This window comes from Pseudomonas pseudonitroreducens (genome assembly GCF_021603645.1).
In the GTDB taxonomy this organism is placed as follows: domain Bacteria; phylum Pseudomonadota; class Gammaproteobacteria; order Pseudomonadales; family Pseudomonadaceae; genus Pseudomonas; species Pseudomonas pseudonitroreducens.
Map to the genome: position 1 here is coordinate 363062 of NZ_BQHJ01000006.1, position 17829 is coordinate 380890.

The 17829-nt window shown below is 66.7% G+C and carries 23 protein-coding genes and 1 riboswitch; of the genes, 8 read left to right on the plus strand and 15 right to left on the minus strand.

All coding sequences use genetic code 11. The features are described from left to right. Positions 1–7 precede the first annotated feature (7 nt). On the minus strand, positions 8–922 hold the full coding sequence (locus L6D89_RS17090) for a LysR family transcriptional regulator (protein WP_236200593.1): 915 nt from the start codon (positions 920–922) through the stop codon (positions 8–10). Positions 923–1026: 104 nt separating this feature from the next. Between L6D89_RS17090 and L6D89_RS17095 the strand changes: the two genes are divergently transcribed. Next, entirely contained in the window at positions 1027–1314 is a 288-nt protein-coding gene (locus L6D89_RS17095; protein ID WP_024764000.1) for a putative quinol monooxygenase, read from the plus strand. Positions 1315–1340: 26 nt separating this feature from the next. Beyond that, positions 1341–2354: a zinc-binding alcohol dehydrogenase family protein gene (locus L6D89_RS17100; protein WP_236200594.1), complete on the plus strand. Its 1014-nt coding sequence runs from the start codon at positions 1341–1343 to the stop codon at positions 2352–2354. 173 nt (positions 2355–2527) lie between these two features. On the opposite strand, the gene L6D89_RS17105 is transcribed toward L6D89_RS17100, so the two are convergent. From L6D89_RS17105 to nrdR, 13 genes are all read right to left on the minus strand, one after another. Then, on the minus strand, positions 2528–3334 hold the full coding sequence (locus tag L6D89_RS17105; RefSeq protein WP_236200595.1) for a cobalamin-binding protein: 807 nt from the start codon (positions 3332–3334) through the stop codon (positions 2528–2530). Then, positions 3334–3750, minus strand: a complete 417-nt coding sequence (locus L6D89_RS17110; RefSeq protein ID WP_236200596.1) for an MFS transporter — start codon at positions 3748–3750, stop codon at positions 3334–3336. Before L6D89_RS17110 ends, L6D89_RS17105 begins: the two co-directional genes overlap by 1 nt. Then, the gene (gene ribA / locus L6D89_RS17115; protein ID WP_236172415.1) at positions 3747–4376 is read right to left on the minus strand and encodes a GTP cyclohydrolase II; all 630 of its coding nucleotides are present in this window, start codon (positions 4374–4376) and stop codon (positions 3747–3749) included. Before ribA ends, L6D89_RS17110 begins: the two co-directional genes overlap by 4 nt. A gap of 121 nt (positions 4377–4497) precedes the next feature. Beyond that, positions 4498–5142: a retropepsin-like aspartic protease family protein gene (locus L6D89_RS17120; protein WP_236172414.1), complete on the minus strand. Its 645-nt coding sequence runs from the start codon at positions 5140–5142 to the stop codon at positions 4498–4500. A 5-nt stretch (positions 5143–5147) separates the two neighbouring features. Then, the gene (locus tag L6D89_RS17125) at positions 5148–5933 is read right to left on the minus strand and encodes a substrate-binding periplasmic protein (RefSeq protein ID WP_236172413.1); all 786 of its coding nucleotides are present in this window, start codon (positions 5931–5933) and stop codon (positions 5148–5150) included. Between the two features lie 9 nt (positions 5934–5942). Continuing rightward, a complete protein-coding gene (locus tag L6D89_RS17130; RefSeq protein ID WP_081517128.1) occupies positions 5943–6458 on the minus strand; it encodes a phosphatidylglycerophosphatase A family protein in 516 nt (171 codons plus the stop codon). 2 nt (positions 6459–6460) lie between these two features. After that, positions 6461–7420, minus strand: coding sequence for a thiamine-phosphate kinase (gene thiL / locus L6D89_RS17135; RefSeq protein WP_236172412.1), 960 nt, complete (start codon positions 7418–7420; stop codon positions 6461–6463). 3 nt (positions 7421–7423) lie between these two features. Further along, positions 7424–7903, minus strand: a complete 480-nt coding sequence (nusB, locus tag L6D89_RS17140; protein ID WP_236200597.1) for a transcription antitermination factor NusB — start codon at positions 7901–7903, stop codon at positions 7424–7426. Beyond that, on the minus strand, positions 7900–8376 hold the full coding sequence (ribH, locus tag L6D89_RS17145) for a 6,7-dimethyl-8-ribityllumazine synthase (RefSeq protein ID WP_236200598.1): 477 nt from the start codon (positions 8374–8376) through the stop codon (positions 7900–7902). Before ribH ends, nusB begins: the two co-directional genes overlap by 4 nt. A 97-nt stretch (positions 8377–8473) precedes the next feature. Beyond that, positions 8474–9571: a bifunctional 3,4-dihydroxy-2-butanone-4-phosphate synthase/GTP cyclohydrolase II gene (ribBA, locus tag L6D89_RS17150; RefSeq protein WP_236172411.1), complete on the minus strand. Its 1098-nt coding sequence runs from the start codon at positions 9569–9571 to the stop codon at positions 8474–8476. A 16-nt stretch (positions 9572–9587) separates the two neighbouring features. After that, positions 9588–10256 carry a riboflavin synthase gene (locus L6D89_RS17155; RefSeq protein WP_236172410.1) on the minus strand — a complete coding sequence of 223 codons (669 nt, stop codon included), beginning with the start codon at positions 10254–10256 and terminating at the stop codon, positions 9588–9590. A 154-nt stretch (positions 10257–10410) separates the two neighbouring features. Continuing rightward, a riboswitch (FMN riboswitch) is annotated at positions 10411–10573 on the minus strand. 122 nt (positions 10574–10695) lie between these two features. Further along, complete coding sequence (ribD, locus tag L6D89_RS17160; protein ID WP_236200599.1) at positions 10696–11796, minus strand: bifunctional diaminohydroxyphosphoribosylaminopyrimidine deaminase/5-amino-6-(5-phosphoribosylamino)uracil reductase RibD; 1101 nt, start codon at positions 11794–11796, stop codon at positions 10696–10698. After that, positions 11793–12257: a transcriptional regulator NrdR gene (gene nrdR / locus L6D89_RS17165; protein ID WP_017521848.1), complete on the minus strand. Its 465-nt coding sequence runs from the start codon at positions 12255–12257 to the stop codon at positions 11793–11795. Before nrdR ends, ribD begins: the two co-directional genes overlap by 4 nt. Before the next feature lie 149 nt (positions 12258–12406). Here nrdR and L6D89_RS17170 point away from each other — a divergent pair, with 149 nt between their 5' ends. From L6D89_RS17170 to trxA, 3 genes are all read left to right on the plus strand, one after another. After that, positions 12407–12862 (plus strand): YbaY family lipoprotein, encoded by a 456-nt coding sequence (locus L6D89_RS17170; protein WP_476748344.1) that lies wholly within the window; start codon positions 12407–12409, stop codon positions 12860–12862. After that, complete coding sequence (locus tag L6D89_RS17175; protein ID WP_236200600.1) at positions 12859–13515, plus strand: class I SAM-dependent methyltransferase; 657 nt, start codon at positions 12859–12861, stop codon at positions 13513–13515. Before L6D89_RS17170 ends, L6D89_RS17175 begins: the two co-directional genes overlap by 4 nt. Before the next feature lie 239 nt (positions 13516–13754). Then, positions 13755–14624, plus strand: coding sequence for a thioredoxin (gene trxA, locus L6D89_RS17180; protein ID WP_236200601.1), 870 nt, complete (start codon positions 13755–13757; stop codon positions 14622–14624). Between the two features lie 129 nt (positions 14625–14753). On the opposite strand, the gene L6D89_RS17185 is transcribed toward trxA, so the two are convergent. Then, on the minus strand, positions 14754–15110 hold the full coding sequence (locus L6D89_RS17185) for a hypothetical protein (protein ID WP_236200602.1): 357 nt from the start codon (positions 15108–15110) through the stop codon (positions 14754–14756). A 129-nt stretch (positions 15111–15239) separates the two neighbouring features. Between L6D89_RS17185 and L6D89_RS17190 the strand changes: the two genes are divergently transcribed. From L6D89_RS17190 to L6D89_RS17200, 3 genes are read left to right on the plus strand one after another with little or no spacing between them, the layout of a single operon-like run. Continuing rightward, a complete protein-coding gene (locus L6D89_RS17190; RefSeq protein ID WP_236200603.1) occupies positions 15240–15809 on the plus strand; it encodes a DUF2796 domain-containing protein in 570 nt (189 codons plus the stop codon). A 15-nt stretch (positions 15810–15824) separates the two neighbouring features. After that, on the plus strand, positions 15825–16532 hold the full coding sequence (locus L6D89_RS17195) for an ABC transporter ATP-binding protein (protein WP_236172403.1): 708 nt from the start codon (positions 15825–15827) through the stop codon (positions 16530–16532). A 2-nt stretch (positions 16533–16534) separates the two neighbouring features. Next, complete coding sequence (locus L6D89_RS17200; protein WP_236200604.1) at positions 16535–17800, plus strand: ABC transporter permease; 1266 nt, start codon at positions 16535–16537, stop codon at positions 17798–17800. The last annotated feature ends 29 nt before the right edge of the window (positions 17801–17829 follow it).

Below are 17829 nucleotides of genomic sequence, written 5' to 3' on the forward strand. Positions count from 1 at the left end.
CGCGGCTTCAGGCCCAGGGGCGCTCGCCCATCAGTTCGGCGCAGCGCAACTGCACGAACTCCCGCAGCTGGGTTACCGCCCGGCTGAGCTGGGCGCGGTGGGTGCAGAACAGGTTCATCGGCGTGGCCTCGCCCAGGTAGTCCGCCAGCGCCACCTCCAGCCGACCGGCGCGCACGTCGGCGGCGACGTCCAGCCAGGACTTGTACACCAGCCCCTGTCCCGCCACGGCCCAGCGCCGCACTACGTCGGCGTCGTCGCAGAGGCGATCGCCACGTACCGTTACCTCGTGTTGCTTGCGACTGTCGCTGAAACGCCAGCGTTCATGGGCGCGGCCGCCCAGCATATACAGCAGGCAGTTGTGCTTTTGCAGCTCGTCCGGGTGCATCGGCTTGCCATGGCGGGCGAAGTACTCGGGCGCGGCGCAGAGCACGCGGCGATTGTCCGGCGCCAGCGGCAGCGCAACGAGGTTCGAGTCACCCGGCAGGCCGAGGCGGAATGCCACGTCCACCGGCTGCCGGTAGAGATCGGCCTGGCGGTCGCTGATCAGCAGACGCAGATTCATGCGCGGGTGCAGCGCCTGGAATTCGTCCAGCCAGGGCAGCAGCACATTGCGGCCGAAGTCCGACGGCGCCGAGACCTGGAAGTTGCCGGCAATCTCGCTCTTGCCGCCTGCCAGCAGTTGGCGTCCGTCGTCCAGGCTCTGCAGCGCAGCGCGGGCGTGGGCCAGGTACAGCTCGCCCTCGGCGGTCAGGCGCAGGCTGCGCGTGGAACGGGCGAACAGGCGCACATCCAGTTCGCTTTCCAGGCGCTTGAGCGCCGCGCTGGCCACCGCCGGCGACAGCTCCAGCTCACGGGCGGCGGCGGAAAGACTGCCACGCTCGGCGGTGCGAACGAAGATCAGCAGGTCGTCGAAACGCAGCATTTTCAAAAATCCTTTGAAAGAGACTCTCTACTTACGCGGTTTTTCTACACGGCGAAAGAGAGCAGCATGCCCTCACCTTCCCCGCCCCACCTGGAGATTCCCGGATGAGCCTGACCCTGATCGCCATCATTCGCGCCAAGCCCGGCCGCGCCGACAGCCTGCAGGAGCGCCTGCACGGCATGCTCGCGCCGTCCCGCGCCGAAGCCGGCTGCCTGCAGTACGACCTGCATCGCGACATCAAGGACGCCGAGCTGATCTACATGATCGAGCAATGGCGCGACGAGGATGCCCTGGCCGAGCACGAGGCCAGCCCGCACTTCCAGGCCTTCGTGAAGGCCGCAGAACCTGACCTGGCGGAACTCGATATCCGCCTGATGAACCGCATCGACTGATCGTTCAAAGCGAATAGGAATTCCCCATGAAAGCCATCGGCTATACCCAGAGCCTGCCCAGCAGCGACAGCAACTCGCTGCTCGACATCCAGCTGCCCGAACCCACGCCCGGCCCGCGCGACCTGCTGGTGGAAGTGCGTGCCATCTCCGTCAACCCGGTGGACACCAAGGTGCGGCAGCGCGCCCAGCCTGCCGAGGGTCAGTACAAGGTACTCGGCTGGGACGCTGCCGGCGTGGTCCGCGCGGTGGGCAGCGAAGTCAGCCTGTTCAAGCCGGGCGACAAGGTCTGGTATGCCGGCGACCTGACCCGCCCGGGCAGTAACGCCGAACTGCAACTGGTCGACGAGCGCATCGTCGGCGCCATGCCGCAGAGCCTGGACTTCGCCCACGCCGCCGCCCTGCCGCTGACCACCATCACGGCCTGGGAACTGCTGTTCGACCGCCTGCAGGTGGCCGAGGGCAGCGCCAGCAAGGGCCAGACCCTGCTGATCGTCGGCGCGGCCGGCGGTGTCGGTTCGATCCTCACCCAACTGGCGCGCCAGCTCACCGGCATGACCGTGATCGGCACTGCCTCGCGTCCGGAAACCCAGGAATGGGTGCGCAACCTCGGTGCGCACCATGTGATCGATCACCGCAAGCCGCTGAGCGAAGAGCTCAAGCGTATCGGCATCGGCGAAGTCACCCACGTGGCCAGCCTGAACCAGACCGAGCAGCACCTGCCCGAGATCGTCGCCGGCCTGCGCCCACAAGGCCGCCTCGCGCTGATCGACGACCCGGAGAACCTCGACGTGCGCCTGCTCAAGCAGAAGAGCCTGTCACTGCACTGGGAGTTCATGTACACCCGCTCGATGTTCCAGACCGACGACATGATCGAGCAGCACAAGCTGCTGCAGCGCGTGGCCGGACTGATCGACAGCGGCGTGCTGAAGACCACCCTGGGCGAGCACTTCGGCAGGATCGACGCCGCCAACCTGCGCCGCGCCCATGCACTGCTGGAAAGCAACACGGCGAAGGGCAAGATCGTGCTCGAAGGGTTCTGACCCGGCGCTTCCCTGTAGGGCACATAACGCCTGGAGCGTGTGCGCCCTTCGGAGGTGGCGACAGGGGAAGCACGAGTGCGCTGCTGTTCGCGAGCAAGCTCGCTCCTACGAAAAACCACCCCGGTACCTCCGGCAACCTGTAGGAGCGAGCTTGCTCGCGAACCCAGGCCGGCTCAGTCCGTGTCCCTGGCTCCGGCCAGCAACCGGCAGAGCTTCTCGGTGGCATCGAGCATCGCGAAGCTCGGCTTTTCCAGGTTGCGGTCCGGCACCACCCAGAGCTGCTTGAGCCGCGTGGCGCTGAGTGGCTGCATGTCGGCCCAGCCGCGCAACTGGTCTTCGCTGGCCGCCAGGATCACTTGCGGATCACGCGCCAGAACGGCCTCCTGGCCAACCTGCGGCGCCGGCAGGTCGAGGTCGGCAAACAGATTGCGGCCACCACAGACCTCCAGCGCTTCACTGATGATCTGCCGGCCACCAACGGTATAGAGCGGGCGATCCCAGACCTGGTAGAACACCCGGAGCGGCTGCTCGCGCCGATAGTGCATGCGCAATTGCGCGATACGCGCATCGAACGCTTCCGCCAGTTCACGCCCCTTCTCGGGACGCCCCAGGCGCTCGCCCACCTCGTGGAACTGCCGGGAAATATCCGCAAGCTGGTGCGGATCAGCCACATAGAGCGCAATACCCACGGCCTTCAGGCGCTGCAATTGCGCCTCGGGCACAGCACCGGGCCAGACCAGCAGCAGGTCGGGCTGCAAGGCGAGGATCTGTTCGAGATTGACCTGGCCGTAGCGGCCGACGGACGGCAGGCCTTTCAGCTGCTCCGGACGCGGCCCGCCATCGAGCACGCCGGCCAGCCGGTCGGCGGCGCCCAGTTCGAGGACCATGTCGGTAAGCGAAGGGGCCAGGCTGACCACCCGCTCCGCCGCTGCGACGGGCAGACCGGCGAGCAGCAGGAGCAGGCAGAGGAAGCCGCGCATCAGGCCAGCTGGCGCGGCAGGCGATACAGCCAGAGGATGACCAGGCTGGCAAAGCCCAGCAGCAGGACCGGCACGCCATGCAGGTCGACCAGCACCGCCAGGGCGCTGATCCAGGCCGGCAGGCTGCCCACCAGCGCGCCATGGCGCTGCGCGGCGCCAAGCGCCTGCCATGCCGCGGGCTCGTCGGCGCCATCGCGGGCCTTGCCGGTGGCGATCAGCGCGTGCTTGTAGCGACGGAACAGCGGCAGGGTGAGGAACATCGACAGCAGGCCGATGACAAACACCGGCGTCGCCAGCGACTCCGGCCAGGGCGCATCACCCACCAGCGCCAGCATCAGTTGCTGCGGCGCCAACGCCAGCGCCAGCAGCAGCCACCAGAGCAGATTCAGCCGGCGCCGGGCAGCGGCGCGGTTCACGAAGCGGACGCCTCGACCTCGGCTTCGCCCTGATGCATGTTGCCCAGCATGTGGCCCAGCTTGCCCGCCTTGGTCTGCAGGTAGCGCTTGTTGTGCGGGTTCAGGCCCTTTTGCAGCGGCACGCGCTCGGCCACGGTCAGGCCATAGCCTTCCAGCGCCTTCACCTTGCGCGGGTTGTTGGTCATCAGCTTCAGCGAGCAGACACCCAGGTGCCTGAGCATTGGCAGGCACATGGCGTAGTCACGCTGGTCGGCGCCAAAACCCAGGGCCAGGTTGGCCTCCACGGTATCCGCACCTTCATCCTGCAGGGCGTAGGCGCGGATCTTGTTGAGCAGGCCGATACCACGGCCTTCCTGACGCAGGTACAGCAGCACGCCGCGGCCTTCCTTGGCGATGGCCGACAGCGCGCCTTCGAGCTGGAAACCGCAGTCGCAGCGCAGGCTGAACAGCGCATCGCCGGTCAGGCACTCGGAATGCAGACGTCCCAGCACCGGCTGGCCGTCATCGAGCTTGCCCATGGTCAGGGCGACGTGTTCCTTGCCGGTTTCCTCGTCGAGGAAGCCATGCATGGTGAATTCGCCGAAGGGGGTGGGCAGCTTGGAGGCGGCGACGAAAACGACAGACACCGGAAACTCCTGAAAGATTTATCTAAGGAAGGAGGACCGGCATTGTAGCAGCAGCGCCGGCCGCACCGTCATTGCGAATTCTGCAAGATAAGCATCGATGCTTTTGATAGAAGCCGCGGGATCAGTGCTTGGCCTGGATGTACATCATGCCCTGGTCTTCGCGCCAGCCGACGCGGTTGAGGTAGCTCATGCCCAGGAGAATTTCGGTGGGGAAGTCGCCTTCGAGCACAATGGCCTCGACCCCGAGCACCTCGACGCCGCCCAGCTTTACGCTGTTGAGCGTCACCCGCCAGCCCTTGGCGGTGCCGCTGGCGGTGGAGGCCATCATCGGCGTGCCACTGGCGCGGTAGTCGATGCCCAGGCGCCGCGCCTGGCCCTCGTTCATGGCCACCGTGGTAGCGCCGGTGTCCACCAGGAACTGCGCGTTCTGGTTGTTGATGGTGCCAGCGACCCAGTAGTGACCGCCGGTGCCGCGGGCAATGCCCAGCTCGGCACGGGCCGACGGCGCTGCGTAACCGGCTCCGCTGTATTCGCGGGACAGCTCGTAGGTCTGCTCGACGCCACCGACGCGCAGCACTGCCTTGTGGCTGTCGGCACTGACCACCTGAACGCCTTCCGGCCCGGTCTGTCCGACCTTCACCAGCTTGCGCTGGCCGTCGATGTTGAGCACGGCTGCACCGGGGAACAAGCCCACCACCTGAACCTGGGGCGCCGCCAGGGCGGCGAAGGAGCAGACAGACAGGCAGATCAGGGCGTGCAGACGCATGACGATCACTCCTTGGGCGGCAGCAGGGGTTTCAGCGGGGCGTAGGGCCAGTGCCAGCGAGCGAAGATACGCTCCAGTTCGCCGCTGCGGTAAAGCGTCTGCATGCGTGCATCGTAGAGTTTCGCCAGTGCCCGCCCGCGGTCGTTGTTGGCGAAGCCAAGATACAGCGGAATCGAACCGACATCGGTGATCTGGTAGACGCTGGCGTCGACGCCCTTGGCCTCGATCATCTCTTCCAGTTCGGGCCGTGCGTCGATGAAGTAGTCGATACGGTGGCCGTCGAGCATCGGCAGTGCCGAGCTGCGGCGCTGCAGTTCGTTACGCTGCTGGAGGTGGTCCAGGTAGCGGTCGAAGGCATAGCCGCGCATCCATGCCAGGCGGTAGCGGTCCAGTGTGACCAGGCTCGGCCTGGGCGAGGTCTTCAGGCCCAGGGCGCCGATCGGGTCGACGTCATAGGGCCAGCGCGGATAGATGATGTGATCGATTTCATTGCGGTAGGCGCCGACCCAGGCATCCGCCTCGCCGCGCTGCACCAGCCCGACCGAACGCACATAGGGCTCGCTGCGCAGGCTCAGGCGCACGCCTTCGGGGTCATAGACGGCTCTTAGCAGGTCCCAGGCCAGGCCCCGGCCGTCGGCCTGGGTGTAGTTGACCCAGACTTCGCTGACCACATGGATTTCCCCGGGCAGGGCGGCCTGCGCTTCGGCGGACTGGTCGGCGGCCGGCGCCGCCGACAGCGAAGTCACCGGCAGCCAGCACAGGCAGAGGAGCAGGCACAGCAGTCGGCGCATCGATCTTCCTCAGATCAGCCAGTGGGCCCAACCCCATGTCAGGCCTTGCATCACCAGCCAGGCAAAGACCCCGGCCAGTACGTCATCGAGCATGATGCCCACGCCGCCGTGGACGTTGCGGTCGATCCAGCTGATCGGCCAGGGCTTGGAAATGTCGACGATGCGGAACACCACGAAACCCACCAGCAGCCACCACCAGCCTTCAGGCACCAGCCAGAGGGTGATCCACATGCCGACCATCTCGTCCCAGACAATCCCTTCGTGGTCATGCACACGCAGGTCGTCGGCGACCTTGCCGCACAGCCAGAAGCCGAACAGCATGGTGACGCCCAGCATCAGCCAGTAACCCCAGTCCGGCAGCATCTGCCAGAGTGGTATGAAGGGTAGCGCAACCAGCGAACCCCAGGTGCCCGGCGCTTTCGGCAGGGTCCCCGAGCCGAAGCCGAAGGCCAGGAAGTGCCAGGGATTGCTCCACACCGAATGGGGGACGGGCTGGGCCGGGGCCTGGTTGGGGTGTTCTGTCACGGTCACTCCATGAAATGCAGGTAGCCGCCCTGACGCGGCGTGATATCGGCACCACTGCCATCGAGCACGCGTACGCCCGAACCGGCTTCCACCCTACCGACCACACGCAGGGCCGGCCAGTTCGCCATAAGTGCCGGCAGGTGCTCGGCAGGCAGGGTGAAGGCGAGCACGTAGTCGTCACCGGCGCCCAGCTTCAGCTGCAGTGCGCGCTCGGCGCCCAGGAGGGCGTCCAGCGCCGGGCTCTGCGGCAGCCTGTCGGCCTCGACGATGAGCGCCACGCCAGAGGCGCGGGCGATGTGCCCGCAGTCGGCGAGCAGCCCGTCGGAAATATCCAGTGCGGCGCTGGCCTTGCCGCGCAGCGCCTGGCCGAAGTCCAGTTGCGGTTGCGGTGACCAGTAGCGCGCCAGCAGTGGCTCGGCAATCGACGGCTCGGCGGTCATCTCGCCCAGCACCAGCGGCAATGCGCCGCCCGCCTCGCCCAACGGACCACCGACACAGAGCAGGTCGCCCGGCCGCGCTCCGGCGCGAGTCAGCGCCTGTCCGGCGGGCACGCCGCCGAACACGGTGACGGTCATCGCCAGCGGGCCGCGGGTGGTATCGCCGCCGATCAGCGCCAAACCACACTCCTGCGCTTTCTGGTTCAGCCCACGGGCAAAACCTTCCAGCCAGGCCGGGTCGGCCTCGGGCAGGGTCAGGGCAAGGGTGAAGCCGATGGGCGCTGCGCCCATGGCCGCCAGATCGCTGGCGGACACCGCCAGGGCTCGTTGGCCGAGCAGGAAGGGATCGCAGACGGCGGGGAAATGCACGCCGACAACCAGGGTATCGGTGGAGATCGCCAGCTGTTCGCCGGCTTTGGGGGCGAGGAGCGCGCAGTCGTCGCCGATCCCCAATGCCACTGCCTCGCCGCCGGCCGCACAGGCGGCCGAGGCGAAGTAGCGACGGATCAGCTCGAACTCACCCATGCCTCAGCGCTTGGCGCCACGCAGTTCGGCGGCGCGCAGGCGCGAAGCGAGCTTGTCCAGCACGCCGTTGACGAACTTGTGTCCGTCGGTGGCGCCGAAGGTCTTGGCCAGCTCGATGCCTTCGTTGATGACGACCTTGTACGGCACGTCCAGGCGGTTGCGCAGCTCGTAGGTGGCCAGGCGCAGGATGGCCAGCTCCACCGGGTCGACCTCTTCCAGGGCGCGATCCAGGCAGGGAATGAATTCCTGGTCCAGATCGGTCTTCAGGCGCGGTACGCCGTGCAGAATCTCGTGGAAGTAGGCGCCGTCGACATCGCTGAAGTCGTTGTCGGTACGGAAGGTCGCCTCGATCTCGTTGAGCGGCTGGCCAGCCATCTGCCACGAATACAGGGCCTGCACCGCAAGGCTGCGGGCCTTGCGACGCATGGCGATCTTGTTCGGCTTGGCGGGCTTGGCCGGGGTGTTGCCGTCCTGGGTGCTCACTTGGCCTCCAGCTGCGACAGCAGGCTCACCATTTCCAGGGCGGACAGGGCAGCCTCGGCGCCTTTGTTGCCGGCCTTGGTGCCGGAGCGCTCGATGGCTTGTTCGATGGAGTCGACGGTCAGCACGCCGAAGGCAACCGGTACGCCGAACTGCAGGGAAACCTGCGCCAGGCCCTTGGTGCACTCACCCGCCACGTATTCGAAGTGCGGGGTGCCGCCGCGGATCACCGCACCGAGGGCGATAATGGCGTCGAACTCGCCGCGCTGGGCGACTTTCTGCGCCACCAGCGGGATTTCGAAGGCGCCCGGGGCACGGATCACGGTGATGTCGCTCTGGGCGATGCCGTGGCGCACCAGCGCGTCGATGGCGCCTTCCACCAGGCTTTCCACCACGAAGCTGTTGAAGCGGCCAACCACCAGGGCGAAGCGGCCTTTGGGGGCGATGAAGGTACCTTCGATGGTCTTCAGGGTCATGGGCAAGTCTCACTGTTAAAGAGCCGGAGCGTCAGCGTGACGCTCCGCAAATAGGGTAGAAGAACGGCACCGCCGTGCCAGGGCACGGCGGCGAGGTTCATTCAGCGGGCAGGTATTCTACAACTTCCAGGTCGAAACCGGATATCGCGTTGAAGCGCATCGGTGCCGACATCAGGCGCATCTTGCGTACACCCAGGTCGCGCAGGATCTGCGAACCGGCACCCACGGTGCTGTAGGTGGTGGTCGGTTTTTGCGCCGGCGCCGGGGTATTGGTGATCTCGCGGACGTGCGCCAGCAGGTCATCGCCGCCGACCTGGTGGCCCAGCAGCAGGACCACGCCGGTGCCCGCCTCGGCCACCTTGGCCATGGCCGCGCGCAGGCTCCAGCGGCCCGCCTGGTTGACCATCAGCAGGTCGCGCAGCGGGTCGGGATTGTGCACACGCACCAGGGTCGGCTCTTCGGCGCAGATGTTGCCCAGGGTCAGCGCCAGGTGTACGTCGCCTTCCACGGAGTCGCGGTAGGTGATCAGCTTGAACTGGCCCAGCTCGGTATCCAGCGGCTGCTCGGCGAGGCGCTCGACGGTGCGTTCGTGGATCAGGCGGTAGTGGATCAGGTCGGCGATGGTGCCGATCTTGATGTCGTGCTGCTTGGCGAACTCTTCCAGTTCCGGGCGACGGGCCATGGTGCCGTCGTCGTTCATGATCTCGCAGATCACCCCGGACGGTTCGAAGCCGGCCATGCGCGCCAGGTCGCAGGCAGCCTCGGTGTGGCCGGCGCGAGCCAGCACGCCGCCGGGCTGGGACATCAGCGGGAAGATGTGGCCGGGGCTGACGATGTCGGCAGCGACGGCGTTCTTCGCCGCGGCGGCCTGCACGGTGCGCGCGCGGTCAGCGGCGGAGATACCGGTGGTGACGCCTTCGGCAGCCTCGATGGAGACGGTGAACTTGGTGCCGAAGCCGGAGCCGTTGCGCTGCACCATCAGCGGGATGCCCAGACGCTCGCAGCGCTCGCGGGTCATCGGCATGCAGATCAGGCCGCGGGCAAAGCGCGCCATGAAGTTGATGTCTTCGGTGCGGACACACTCGGAGGCGATGATCAGGTCGCCTTCGTTCTCGCGGTCCTCGTCATCCATGAGGATGACCATCTTGCCCTGACGCATGTCGTCGAGCAGTTCTTCAATGCTGTTGAGTGCCATACGGGGACGAGCCTTTTCAGTGTTTCAGGAAGCCGTTGTCGGCCAGGAATGCTTCGGTGATACCGCCGGCGCCAGCGCTGGGTTCAGCCGCCTTGTCGCCGAGCAGCAGACGCTCCAGGTAGCGCGCCAGCAGGTCGACTTCGAGGTTGACCAGGCGGCCGCCACGGTAGTCGGCCATGATCGTCTCCTGCACGGTGTGCGGGACGATGGTCAGCTCGAACTCGGCGCCGTTGACCGCGTTCACCGTCAGGCTGGTGCCGTCCACGGTGATCGAGCCCTTGAGCGCGATGTACTTGGCCAGCTCGCGCGGTGCGCGCACGGTGAACTGGATGGCGCGGGCGTTTTCCTCGCGCTTGACGATCTCGCCGACGCCGTCGACGTGGCCGCTGACCAGGTGACCGCCCAGGCGGGTGGTCGGGGTCAGGGCTTTCTCCAGGTTCACCCGGCTGCCGATCTTGAGTTGCGCGAAGGCGGTGCGCGCGAGGGTCTCGCGGCTGACGTCGGCCCAGAAGCCGTCGCCGGGCAACTCGACCGCAGTCAGGCAGATGCCGTTGACCGCGATGCTGTCACCGAGCTTGACGTCGGCAAGGTCGAGCTTGCCGGTCTTCACGTACAGGCGCACGTCACCGCCCTTCGGGGTGATGGATGCAATGGTGCCGATGGATTCGATTATGCCGGTGAACATGAGGCCTCCCGAACGGCAAAGGCCGCTGGCCGGCCAGGCCGCGTAGCCAACTGGGAAAGATGATGCATGTGGCGAACTCCTGTTTTGATTAAAAAACAGGGCGTCTCGATCGAAGGGACTTCTCGGGCGCGCGCAGGCACGCCCCGATGGCTCATCCCGTTCTCTCTTCATCCGGACTATGACCGTCGGCCCCGGAATCACACCGGGTCTGCTGACCCTGGCCATCCGGCGAACCGGTCTGGACAGGCGCTCGCGGGCTAGACGCATTGCGCGTCATTACCGCCGGTGGGGACTTTCACCCCGCCCTGAGAACGTCAATCGCGGTCGTTACAGCGTCGACCGCGTGTGGCGTTTTACCACAGGCCGGCGCAAGTCGGAAGCTTCCTATTGATTGCCGCGCACCCGCCGGCGAGCCAACGAGGGTGGCGCCGGCGCGCCATCACAGTGGTCTGGCAGTGACCAGCCAGTCGTCACCCACGGCGCGAATATCGACGATCTTCAGCTCGCGGGATTCGCTCATGCGCTCCAGCGGCAGCTCCAGCAGCGGTCTCGCGGAGGAGCCGAGCAGCTTGGGCGCCATGAAGATGTTGTACTCGTCCACCAGGCCGAGACGGGCAAAGGCGCCGGCCAGGCGCGGGCCGGCCTCCACCAGCACGTCGTTGACACCACGACGACCGAGTTCGCTCAGCAGCGCCAGCAAATCGACCTGGCCGTCGAGGCCGGCGAGGTTGAGCAATTCGTGGCCGACCACGGCGTAGTTCGGGTCGTCCTGGGTACTCACCACCAGCGCCGGGCCGGCCTGGAAGAAAGTAGCGGTCAGCGGCACCCGCAGGCGCCCGTCGATCAGCACGCGCAACGGCTGGCGCTGCGAGGCCAGCTCGGTCTGTTCGGCATCCAAGCCCAGTTCGTCCGGACGGACTGTAAGCCGGGCGTCGTCGGTCAGCACGGTATCCGCGCCGGAAAGCACCACGCTCGATTGCGCACGCAGGCGCTGCACGGCACGGCGCGCGGCCGGGCCGGTGATCCACTGGCTTTCGCCACTGGCCATCGCGGTGCGGCCATCCAGGCTCATCGCCAGCTTCACACGAACGAAGGGCAGGCCGGTTTCCATGCGTTTGAGGAAACCCTGATTCAGCGCGCGGGCCTCGTTTTCCAACACACCGGAGCGCACCTCGATACCGGCTTCGGCAATGCGCCGCATGCCGCTGCCGGCGACTTGCGGATTAGGGTCCTGCATGGCCGCGACGACGCGGGCGAGGCCGGCGCCGATCAGCGCATCGGCGCACGGCGGGGTGCGGCCGAAGTGACTGCAGGGCTCCAGGGTGACATAGGCGGTGGCGCCACGGGCCTTGTCGCCGGCCTGGCGCAGGGCATGGACCTCCGCGTGGGGCTCGCCGGCACGCACATGCCAGCCCTCGCCAACCACCTCGCCATCACGGACGATGACGCAGCCAACACGGGGGTTGGGGTGCGTCGTGTACCAGCCCTTGCGGGCCAGTTCGATGGCGCGGGCCATCCACACCTCATCCATGGCACTCATTCCTTCGAGGGCTCGCGGGCCAGGCGCTCGATTTCCTCGCGAAATTCGTTGAGGTCCTGGAAGCGCCGGTACACCGAGGCGAAGCGAATGTAGGCGACTTCATCGAGCTTCTGCAGCTCGGCCATCACCAGTTCGCCGAGCACCCGCGACTTGATCTCGCGCTCGCCAGTGGCGCGCAGCTTGTGCTTGATGTGCGCCATCGCCTCCTCCAGCCGCTCGATGCTCACCGGGCGCTTCTCCAGCGCGCGCTGCATGCCGGCGCGCAGCTTGTCCTCGTCGAAGGGCTGGCGGCTGCCGTCCTGCTTGATCAGGCGCGGCATGACCAGTTCGGCGGTCTCGAAGGTGGTGAATCGCTCGCCGCAGGCCAGGCACTCGCGGCGCCGGCGGACCTGGTCGCCCTCGGCGACCAGGCGCGAATCGATGACTTTGGTGTCGTGGGCGCCGCAGAAAGGACAGTGCATGGCGAGTCTTGGGCAGTCTTGTCGGAGGAAAAGGTAAGAGGCTCATGGTAGCGCATCGACTGGCCGAATAAACCCCGCTCCCCGCAGACAAGCCGCAGGCATTAGGCTATATAGGCGCCCGCCTGGAATCTGCCGCGATGGAGCCCGCCATGTTCGCCCGCCTGCTGTGTCTGTCCCTTACCGTCCTGCTGGCTGCCTGTGCCAGCGAGAAACCTGCGTCGACTGCCCAGCCAGTCGCCGTATCGAAAAAAACCACGTCCCCGCTGGACGAGCCCTTGCCAGCCAACCTGCGCGCCCTCACCGGCCAGCTCAGCAGCTCCCAGGGCTTCCTGCCGGCGGGTAGCGAAGTGGAGCTGGCGCTGCTGGTGATCGACCAGCGCGACCGCCCGCAACAATTGCTCTCCAGCGAAAAGATCATCGCCACCGGCCAGGCCCTGCCGTTCCGTGTGGTGTTCAACCCGCAGTCGTTCCCGGCCGGCGCCCGCGTCGAACTGCACGGCCGTGTCTCGCAATCCGGGCAATTGGCCTGGCGCCTGCCGCCGGTGCGCATCACCCAGGCGGAAACCCGCGCCCTGGGCGAACTGCGCCTGGTAAGCGCGCCGTGACGCCGCCGCTTTCCCTGCAGACAGCGCTCGCTGAGTTGCTGGGCGACGCGCGCCTGTCCGCGGAAATGCTGCCTGGCACCGACATCCGACTCTGGCTGATCGATGCGCAGAACATGGACCGCGAATTCAGCCCCGACGAAACCCGTCGCATCCTCGACGAGCCGCCCTACTGGTGCTTCTGCTGGGCCAGCGGCCTGGTGCTCGCCCACTGGCTGGCGGAAAAGCCCGAATGGGTGCGCGGCAAGCGCGTGCTGGATTTCGGCGCGGGCTCGGGCATCGCCGCCATTGCCGCGGCCAAGGCCGGTGCCGCCGAAGTGGTGGCCTGCGACCTCGACCCGCTGGCGCTGGACGCCTGCCGTGCCAACGCCGAGCTGAACGGTGTAGAGCTGCTCTATTCGGCGGATTTCTTCCAGGAAGACGATCGCTACGACCTGATCATCGTCGCCGACGTGCTCTACGACCGCGCCAACCTGCCACTGCTGGACGAATTCCTCAGCCGTGGCCGCGAGGCCCTGGTGGCCGACTCGCGAGTCCGCGACTTCAGCCATCCGCTCTATGAGCGCCTGGGTATCCTCGATGGCTGTACCTGGCCCGACCTGGCCGAGCCAGCCGAATTCCGCCATGTGAGCCTGTATCACGCGCGTCGCGGGTGACATCGGCGCGTTGGGTGAGACGATCGCGGACGAAGTCCGCTCCTACCTAACCGGTTGGCACGGCGCAAGCGCGCGCGTAGGAGCGGACTTCGTCCGCGATCGCACCCCGGCCGCATCATCGGCCCATATTGCTCCTGAAGGGAATTACGCTGCCCGACCAGCCCGGGTTGTTTCCGTCAGGCAGCGCCCCCACTTATAGTGGCAACCACCTTCATCGCCCCACTCGCCCGAGATTCCCCATGAGCGATACGCCCTACATCTTCGACGCCAGCATCGCCAACTTCGATCAGGTCGTCATCGAGAACTCCTTCCACAAGCCGGTCCTGGTGGACTTCTGGGCCGACTGGTGCGCCCCGTGCAAGGCGCTGATGCCGTTGCTGGCGCAGATCACCGAGTCCTACCAGGGCGAGCTGCTGCTGGCCAAGGTCAACTGCGACGTCGAGCAGGACATCGTGATGCGCTTCGGCATCCGCAGCCTGCCCACCGTGGTGCTGTTCAAGGACGGCCAGCCGGTGGACGGCTTCGCCGGCGCGCAGCCCGAATCGGCGATCCGCCAGATGCTCGAGCAACACGTCCAGCCGCCCGCACCGGCTGCCGGCAATCCGCTGGAACTGGCGCAGACCGCCTTCAACGAAGACCGCTTCGCCGAAGCCGAAGCGCAGCTCAAGGTCTTGCTGGGCGAAGACAACAGCAACGCCGCTGCGCTGATCCTCTACGCCCGCTGCCTCGCCGAGCGTGGCGAGCTGGGTGAGGCCGAAACCGTGCTCGACGCAGTGAAGAGCGACGAGCACAAGCAGGCACTGGCCGCCGCCAAGGCCCAGCTGACCTTCCTGCGCCAGGCGGCCGACCTGCCCGACGCCGCCACGTTGAAGACCCGCCTGGCCGCCGACGCCAACGACGACGAAGCCACTTACCAGTTGGCCGTGCAGCAACTGGCGCGCCAGCAGTACGAGGCGGCGCTGGACGCCCTGCTCAAGCTGTTCGTGCGCAATCGCAGCTACGGCGAGGACCTGCCGCGCAAGACGCTGGTCCAAGTGTTCGACCTGCTGGGCAACGACCACCCGCTGGTGATCGCCTACCGCCGCAAGCTGGCGAACCTGCTGTACTGACGAAAAGGGCGCCGCGAGGCGCCTTTTTCTTTCTGTAGGAGCGAGCTTTTTGTAGGAGCGAGCTTGCTCGCGAACAGCCCCGCAGCGGGGTTCGATTCGCGAGCAAGCTCGCTCCTACAAGTCTCCGGGCTACTCATCTGCCCAAGTGAAGACCTGCACACCTTCGCGCACCTCGATCCTCACCTTCGGGCTATGGCGCAGGCGCACCAGCAAACCCTTCGCCGCTCCCGTGCTGCCCGCCAGCGCTTCCAGTTCATCCATCAGCTCCGGCCCTTCCGTGCTGCCGCTGCGGCGCAGCAGGTCCTGCGCGGCCAGCCACAGCTTGTCCGCCGGGCCGCTGCCGGCTGCCGCAGGAGCGGCGGCCGGAGTGGACGGCAGCACGGCCGCCACCGGCAGGTTCTGCGCCAGCCGAGCCCAGTCGGCGGCGTCCATTTCCACAGTCAGGTCCACCGGCCAGTCGCCGATGGTGCCCTTGATTCTCAGCATCGCCCTTCTCCTCGCGCCGTTTCGCGCATGCTCCCACGGCATCGGCGCCACGCCAAACACACGCTAAGCTAGCCTTAATTTTTCATCTGTTATAACGTAACAAAATCATTCAACGGACCGGAGTTCCCCATGCGCCCCTTGCTCCTCGCTGTCGCCCTGCTGCCCCTCGCCGCCCAAGCCCACGACGAACATGAACACGGCAGCCTCGGCAAGCACGAGCATGGCGTCGCCCAGCTCAACGTCGCCCTCGACGGCAAGACCCTGGAACTGCAGATGGACAGCCCGGCAATGAACCTCGTCGGCTTCGAGCATGCTGCCACCAGCGCTGCCGACAAGGCCACCGTCGCCACTGTGCAGGCCCAGCTCAAGCAGCCGCTGCAACTGCTCAGCCTGCCCGCTTCGGCCAAGTGCAGCGTGCAGTCGGTGGAGCTTTCCAGCCCGCTGTTCGGCGATGCGCCCAAGGCAGAAGAGCACGACCATGACGACGGCGACCATGACGAACACGAAGGCCATCACCACGCCGACATCGACGCCCACTACCAGCTGACCTGCGCCCAACCGCAGGACCTCGCCACTCTCGACTTCGCACCGCTGTTCAAGCGTTTCCCGGCGACCCAGAAGATTCAGGTACAACTGATCGGCCCGAGCGGCCAGCAAGGTGCAGAATTGACCGCCGCCAACCCGACCCTGAACTTCTGATCACGACGCGCTGAAATGACCGCACTGCTCGAACTCGACAACCTCGGTTTCGCCTGGCCCGGCCAGGCGGAGCTGCTGGACATCCCCGCCTTCGCCCTGGCCCATGGCGAGACCCTGTTCCTCAAGGGCCCGTCCGGCAGCGGCAAGACCACCCTGCTCGGCCTGCTCGGCGGTGTGCAGCGCCCGCAGCGCGGCAGCGTCAAGCTGCTCGGCGAGGACATCGCACAGATGAAGTCGGCACGCCGCGATCATTTTCGCGTCGACCACACCGGCTACATCTTCCAGCAGTTCAACCTGCTGCCGTTCCTCTCGGTGCGCGAGAACGTCGAGCTGCCCTGTCATTTCTCCCACAGCCGCGCCGAACGGGCGACCCTGCGCCATGGCAGCGTGGCCAGGGCTGCCGAGGCGCTGCTCAAGCACCTGGGGCTGGGCGACGCCGCACTGATCGAGCGCCGCGCCGACAGCCTGTCCATCGGCCAGCAACAACGCGTCGCCGCCGCTCGCGCACTGATCGGCCAGCCGGAACTGGTGATCGCCGACGAGCCGACCTCGGCGCTGGACGCCGATACCCGCGAGGCCTTCCTCCAACTCTTGTTCGCCGAGTGCCGCGAGGCCGGCGCCAGCCTGCTGTTCGTCAGCCATGACCAGAGCCTGGCGCCGCTGTTCGACCGCAGCCTGTCCCTCGCCGACCTCAACCGCGCTGCCCGCGCTCCGGGAATCTGAGCATGTACCTGTTGCGCCTGGCACTCGCCAGCCTGTCCAACCGCCGCTTCACCGCGCTGCTGACGATCTTCGCCATCGCCCTCTCCGCCTGCCTGCTGCTGGCAGTGGAGCGCGTGCGCACCGAGGCCAAGGCCAGCTTCGCCAGCACCATTTCCGGCACCGACCTGATCGTCGGCGCGCGTTCGGGCTCGGTGAACCTGCTGCTCTACTCGGTATTCCGCATCGGCAATGCCACCAACAACATTCGCTGGGAAAGCTACGAGACTGTCACCCACAGCCCGCTGGTGAAGTGGGCGATCCCGATTTCCCTGGGCGACTCGCACCGCGGCTACCGCGTCATGGGCACCGACACCGGCTATTTCGAGCACTACCGCTTCGGCCGCGGGCAGTTGCTGGAAATGTCCGAGGGCCGGCCGTTCGGCCAGGACCTGTTCGACGTGGTACTCGGCGCGGAAGTGGCCGAAGCCCTGCATTACAAGCTCGGTGACAAGATCGTCCTGGCCCACGGCGTCAGCACCATCAGCCTGGTGCAGCACGACGACAAGCCGTTCACCGTGGTCGGTATCCTCAAGCGCACCGGCACGCCGGTGGACCGTACCCTGCACATTTCGCTGCAGGGCATGGAAGCGCTGCATGTGGACTGGCAGAACGGCGTCCCGGCTCGCGGCGCTGCACGCATCAGCGAAGACCAGGCGCGCAGCATGGACCTGCAGCCCAAGGCCATCACCGCCTTCCTGCTGGGGCTCAAGAGCAAGGTGGCGACCTTCACCCTGCAGCGGCAGATCAACGAGTACGACGGCGAGCCACTGATGGCGATCCTCCCCGGTGTCGCGCTGCAGGAGCTCTGGGGCCTGATGGGCACGGCGGAGAAGGCGCTGTTCGTGGTCTCGCTGTTCGTGGTGCTGACCGGCCTGATCGGCATGCTCACGGCGATCCTCACCAGCCTCAACGAGCGCCGCCGTGAAATGGCCATCCTGCGCTCGGTGGGTGCGCGGCCCTGGCACATCTTCAGCCTGCTGGTGGCCGAAGCCTTCGCCCTGGCGCTGGCGGGCGTGGCGCTGGGTGTCGGCTTGCTCTACGCCGGCATCGCCGGCAGCCAGGCCTACGTGCAGGCGAACTACGGCATCTTCCTGCCATTGGCGCTGCCCAGCGCCTATGAATGGTCCTTGCTCGGCGGCATACTCCTGGCCGCGCTGCTGATCGGCTGCGTGCCGGCGTGGCGTGCCTATCGGCAATCGCTGGCCGATGGGCTGTCGATCCGCCTCTGAGCCAGCCCCATGCGAGCCATCCCCGTGCA

Coding starts and splice junctions, on each gene's coding strand:
- L6D89_RS17090 (WP_236200593.1), bottom strand. CDS start 922: ATGCTGCGTTTCGACGACCTGCTGATCTTCGTTCGCACCGCCGAGCGT.
- L6D89_RS17095 (WP_024764000.1), top strand. CDS start 1,027: ATGAGCCTGACCCTGATCGCCATCATTCGCGCCAAGCCCGGCCGCGCC.
- L6D89_RS17100 (WP_236200594.1), top strand. CDS start 1,341: ATGAAAGCCATCGGCTATACCCAGAGCCTGCCCAGCAGCGACAGCAAC.
- L6D89_RS17105 (WP_236200595.1), bottom strand. CDS start 3,334: ATGCGCGGCTTCCTCTGCCTGCTCCTGCTGCTCGCCGGTCTGCCCGTC.
- L6D89_RS17120 (WP_236172414.1), bottom strand. CDS start 5,142: ATGCGTCTGCACGCCCTGATCTGCCTGTCTGTCTGCTCCTTCGCCGCC.
- L6D89_RS17125 (WP_236172413.1), bottom strand. CDS start 5,933: ATGCGCCGACTGCTGTGCCTGCTCCTCTGCCTGTGCTGGCTGCCGGTG.
- thiL (WP_236172412.1), bottom strand. CDS start 7,420: ATGGGTGAGTTCGAGCTGATCCGTCGCTACTTCGCCTCGGCCGCCTGT.
- ribH (WP_236200598.1), bottom strand. CDS start 8,376: ATGACCCTGAAGACCATCGAAGGTACCTTCATCGCCCCCAAAGGCCGC.
- ribBA (WP_236172411.1), bottom strand. CDS start 9,571: ATGGCACTCAACAGCATTGAAGAACTGCTCGACGACATGCGTCAGGGC.
- L6D89_RS17155 (WP_236172410.1), bottom strand. CDS start 10,256: ATGTTCACCGGCATAATCGAATCCATCGGCACCATTGCATCCATCACC.
- ribD (WP_236200599.1), bottom strand. CDS start 11,796: ATGAGTGCCATGGATGAGGTGTGGATGGCCCGCGCCATCGAACTGGCC.
- nrdR (WP_017521848.1), bottom strand. CDS start 12,257: ATGCACTGTCCTTTCTGCGGCGCCCACGACACCAAAGTCATCGATTCG.
- L6D89_RS17170 (WP_476748344.1), top strand. CDS start 12,407: ATGTTCGCCCGCCTGCTGTGTCTGTCCCTTACCGTCCTGCTGGCTGCC.
- trxA (WP_236200601.1), top strand. CDS start 13,755: ATGAGCGATACGCCCTACATCTTCGACGCCAGCATCGCCAACTTCGAT.
- L6D89_RS17185 (WP_236200602.1), bottom strand. CDS start 15,110: ATGCTGAGAATCAAGGGCACCATCGGCGACTGGCCGGTGGACCTGACT.
- L6D89_RS17190 (WP_236200603.1), top strand. CDS start 15,240: ATGCGCCCCTTGCTCCTCGCTGTCGCCCTGCTGCCCCTCGCCGCCCAA.
- L6D89_RS17195 (WP_236172403.1), top strand. CDS start 15,825: ATGACCGCACTGCTCGAACTCGACAACCTCGGTTTCGCCTGGCCCGGC.
- L6D89_RS17200 (WP_236200604.1), top strand. CDS start 16,535: ATGTACCTGTTGCGCCTGGCACTCGCCAGCCTGTCCAACCGCCGCTTC.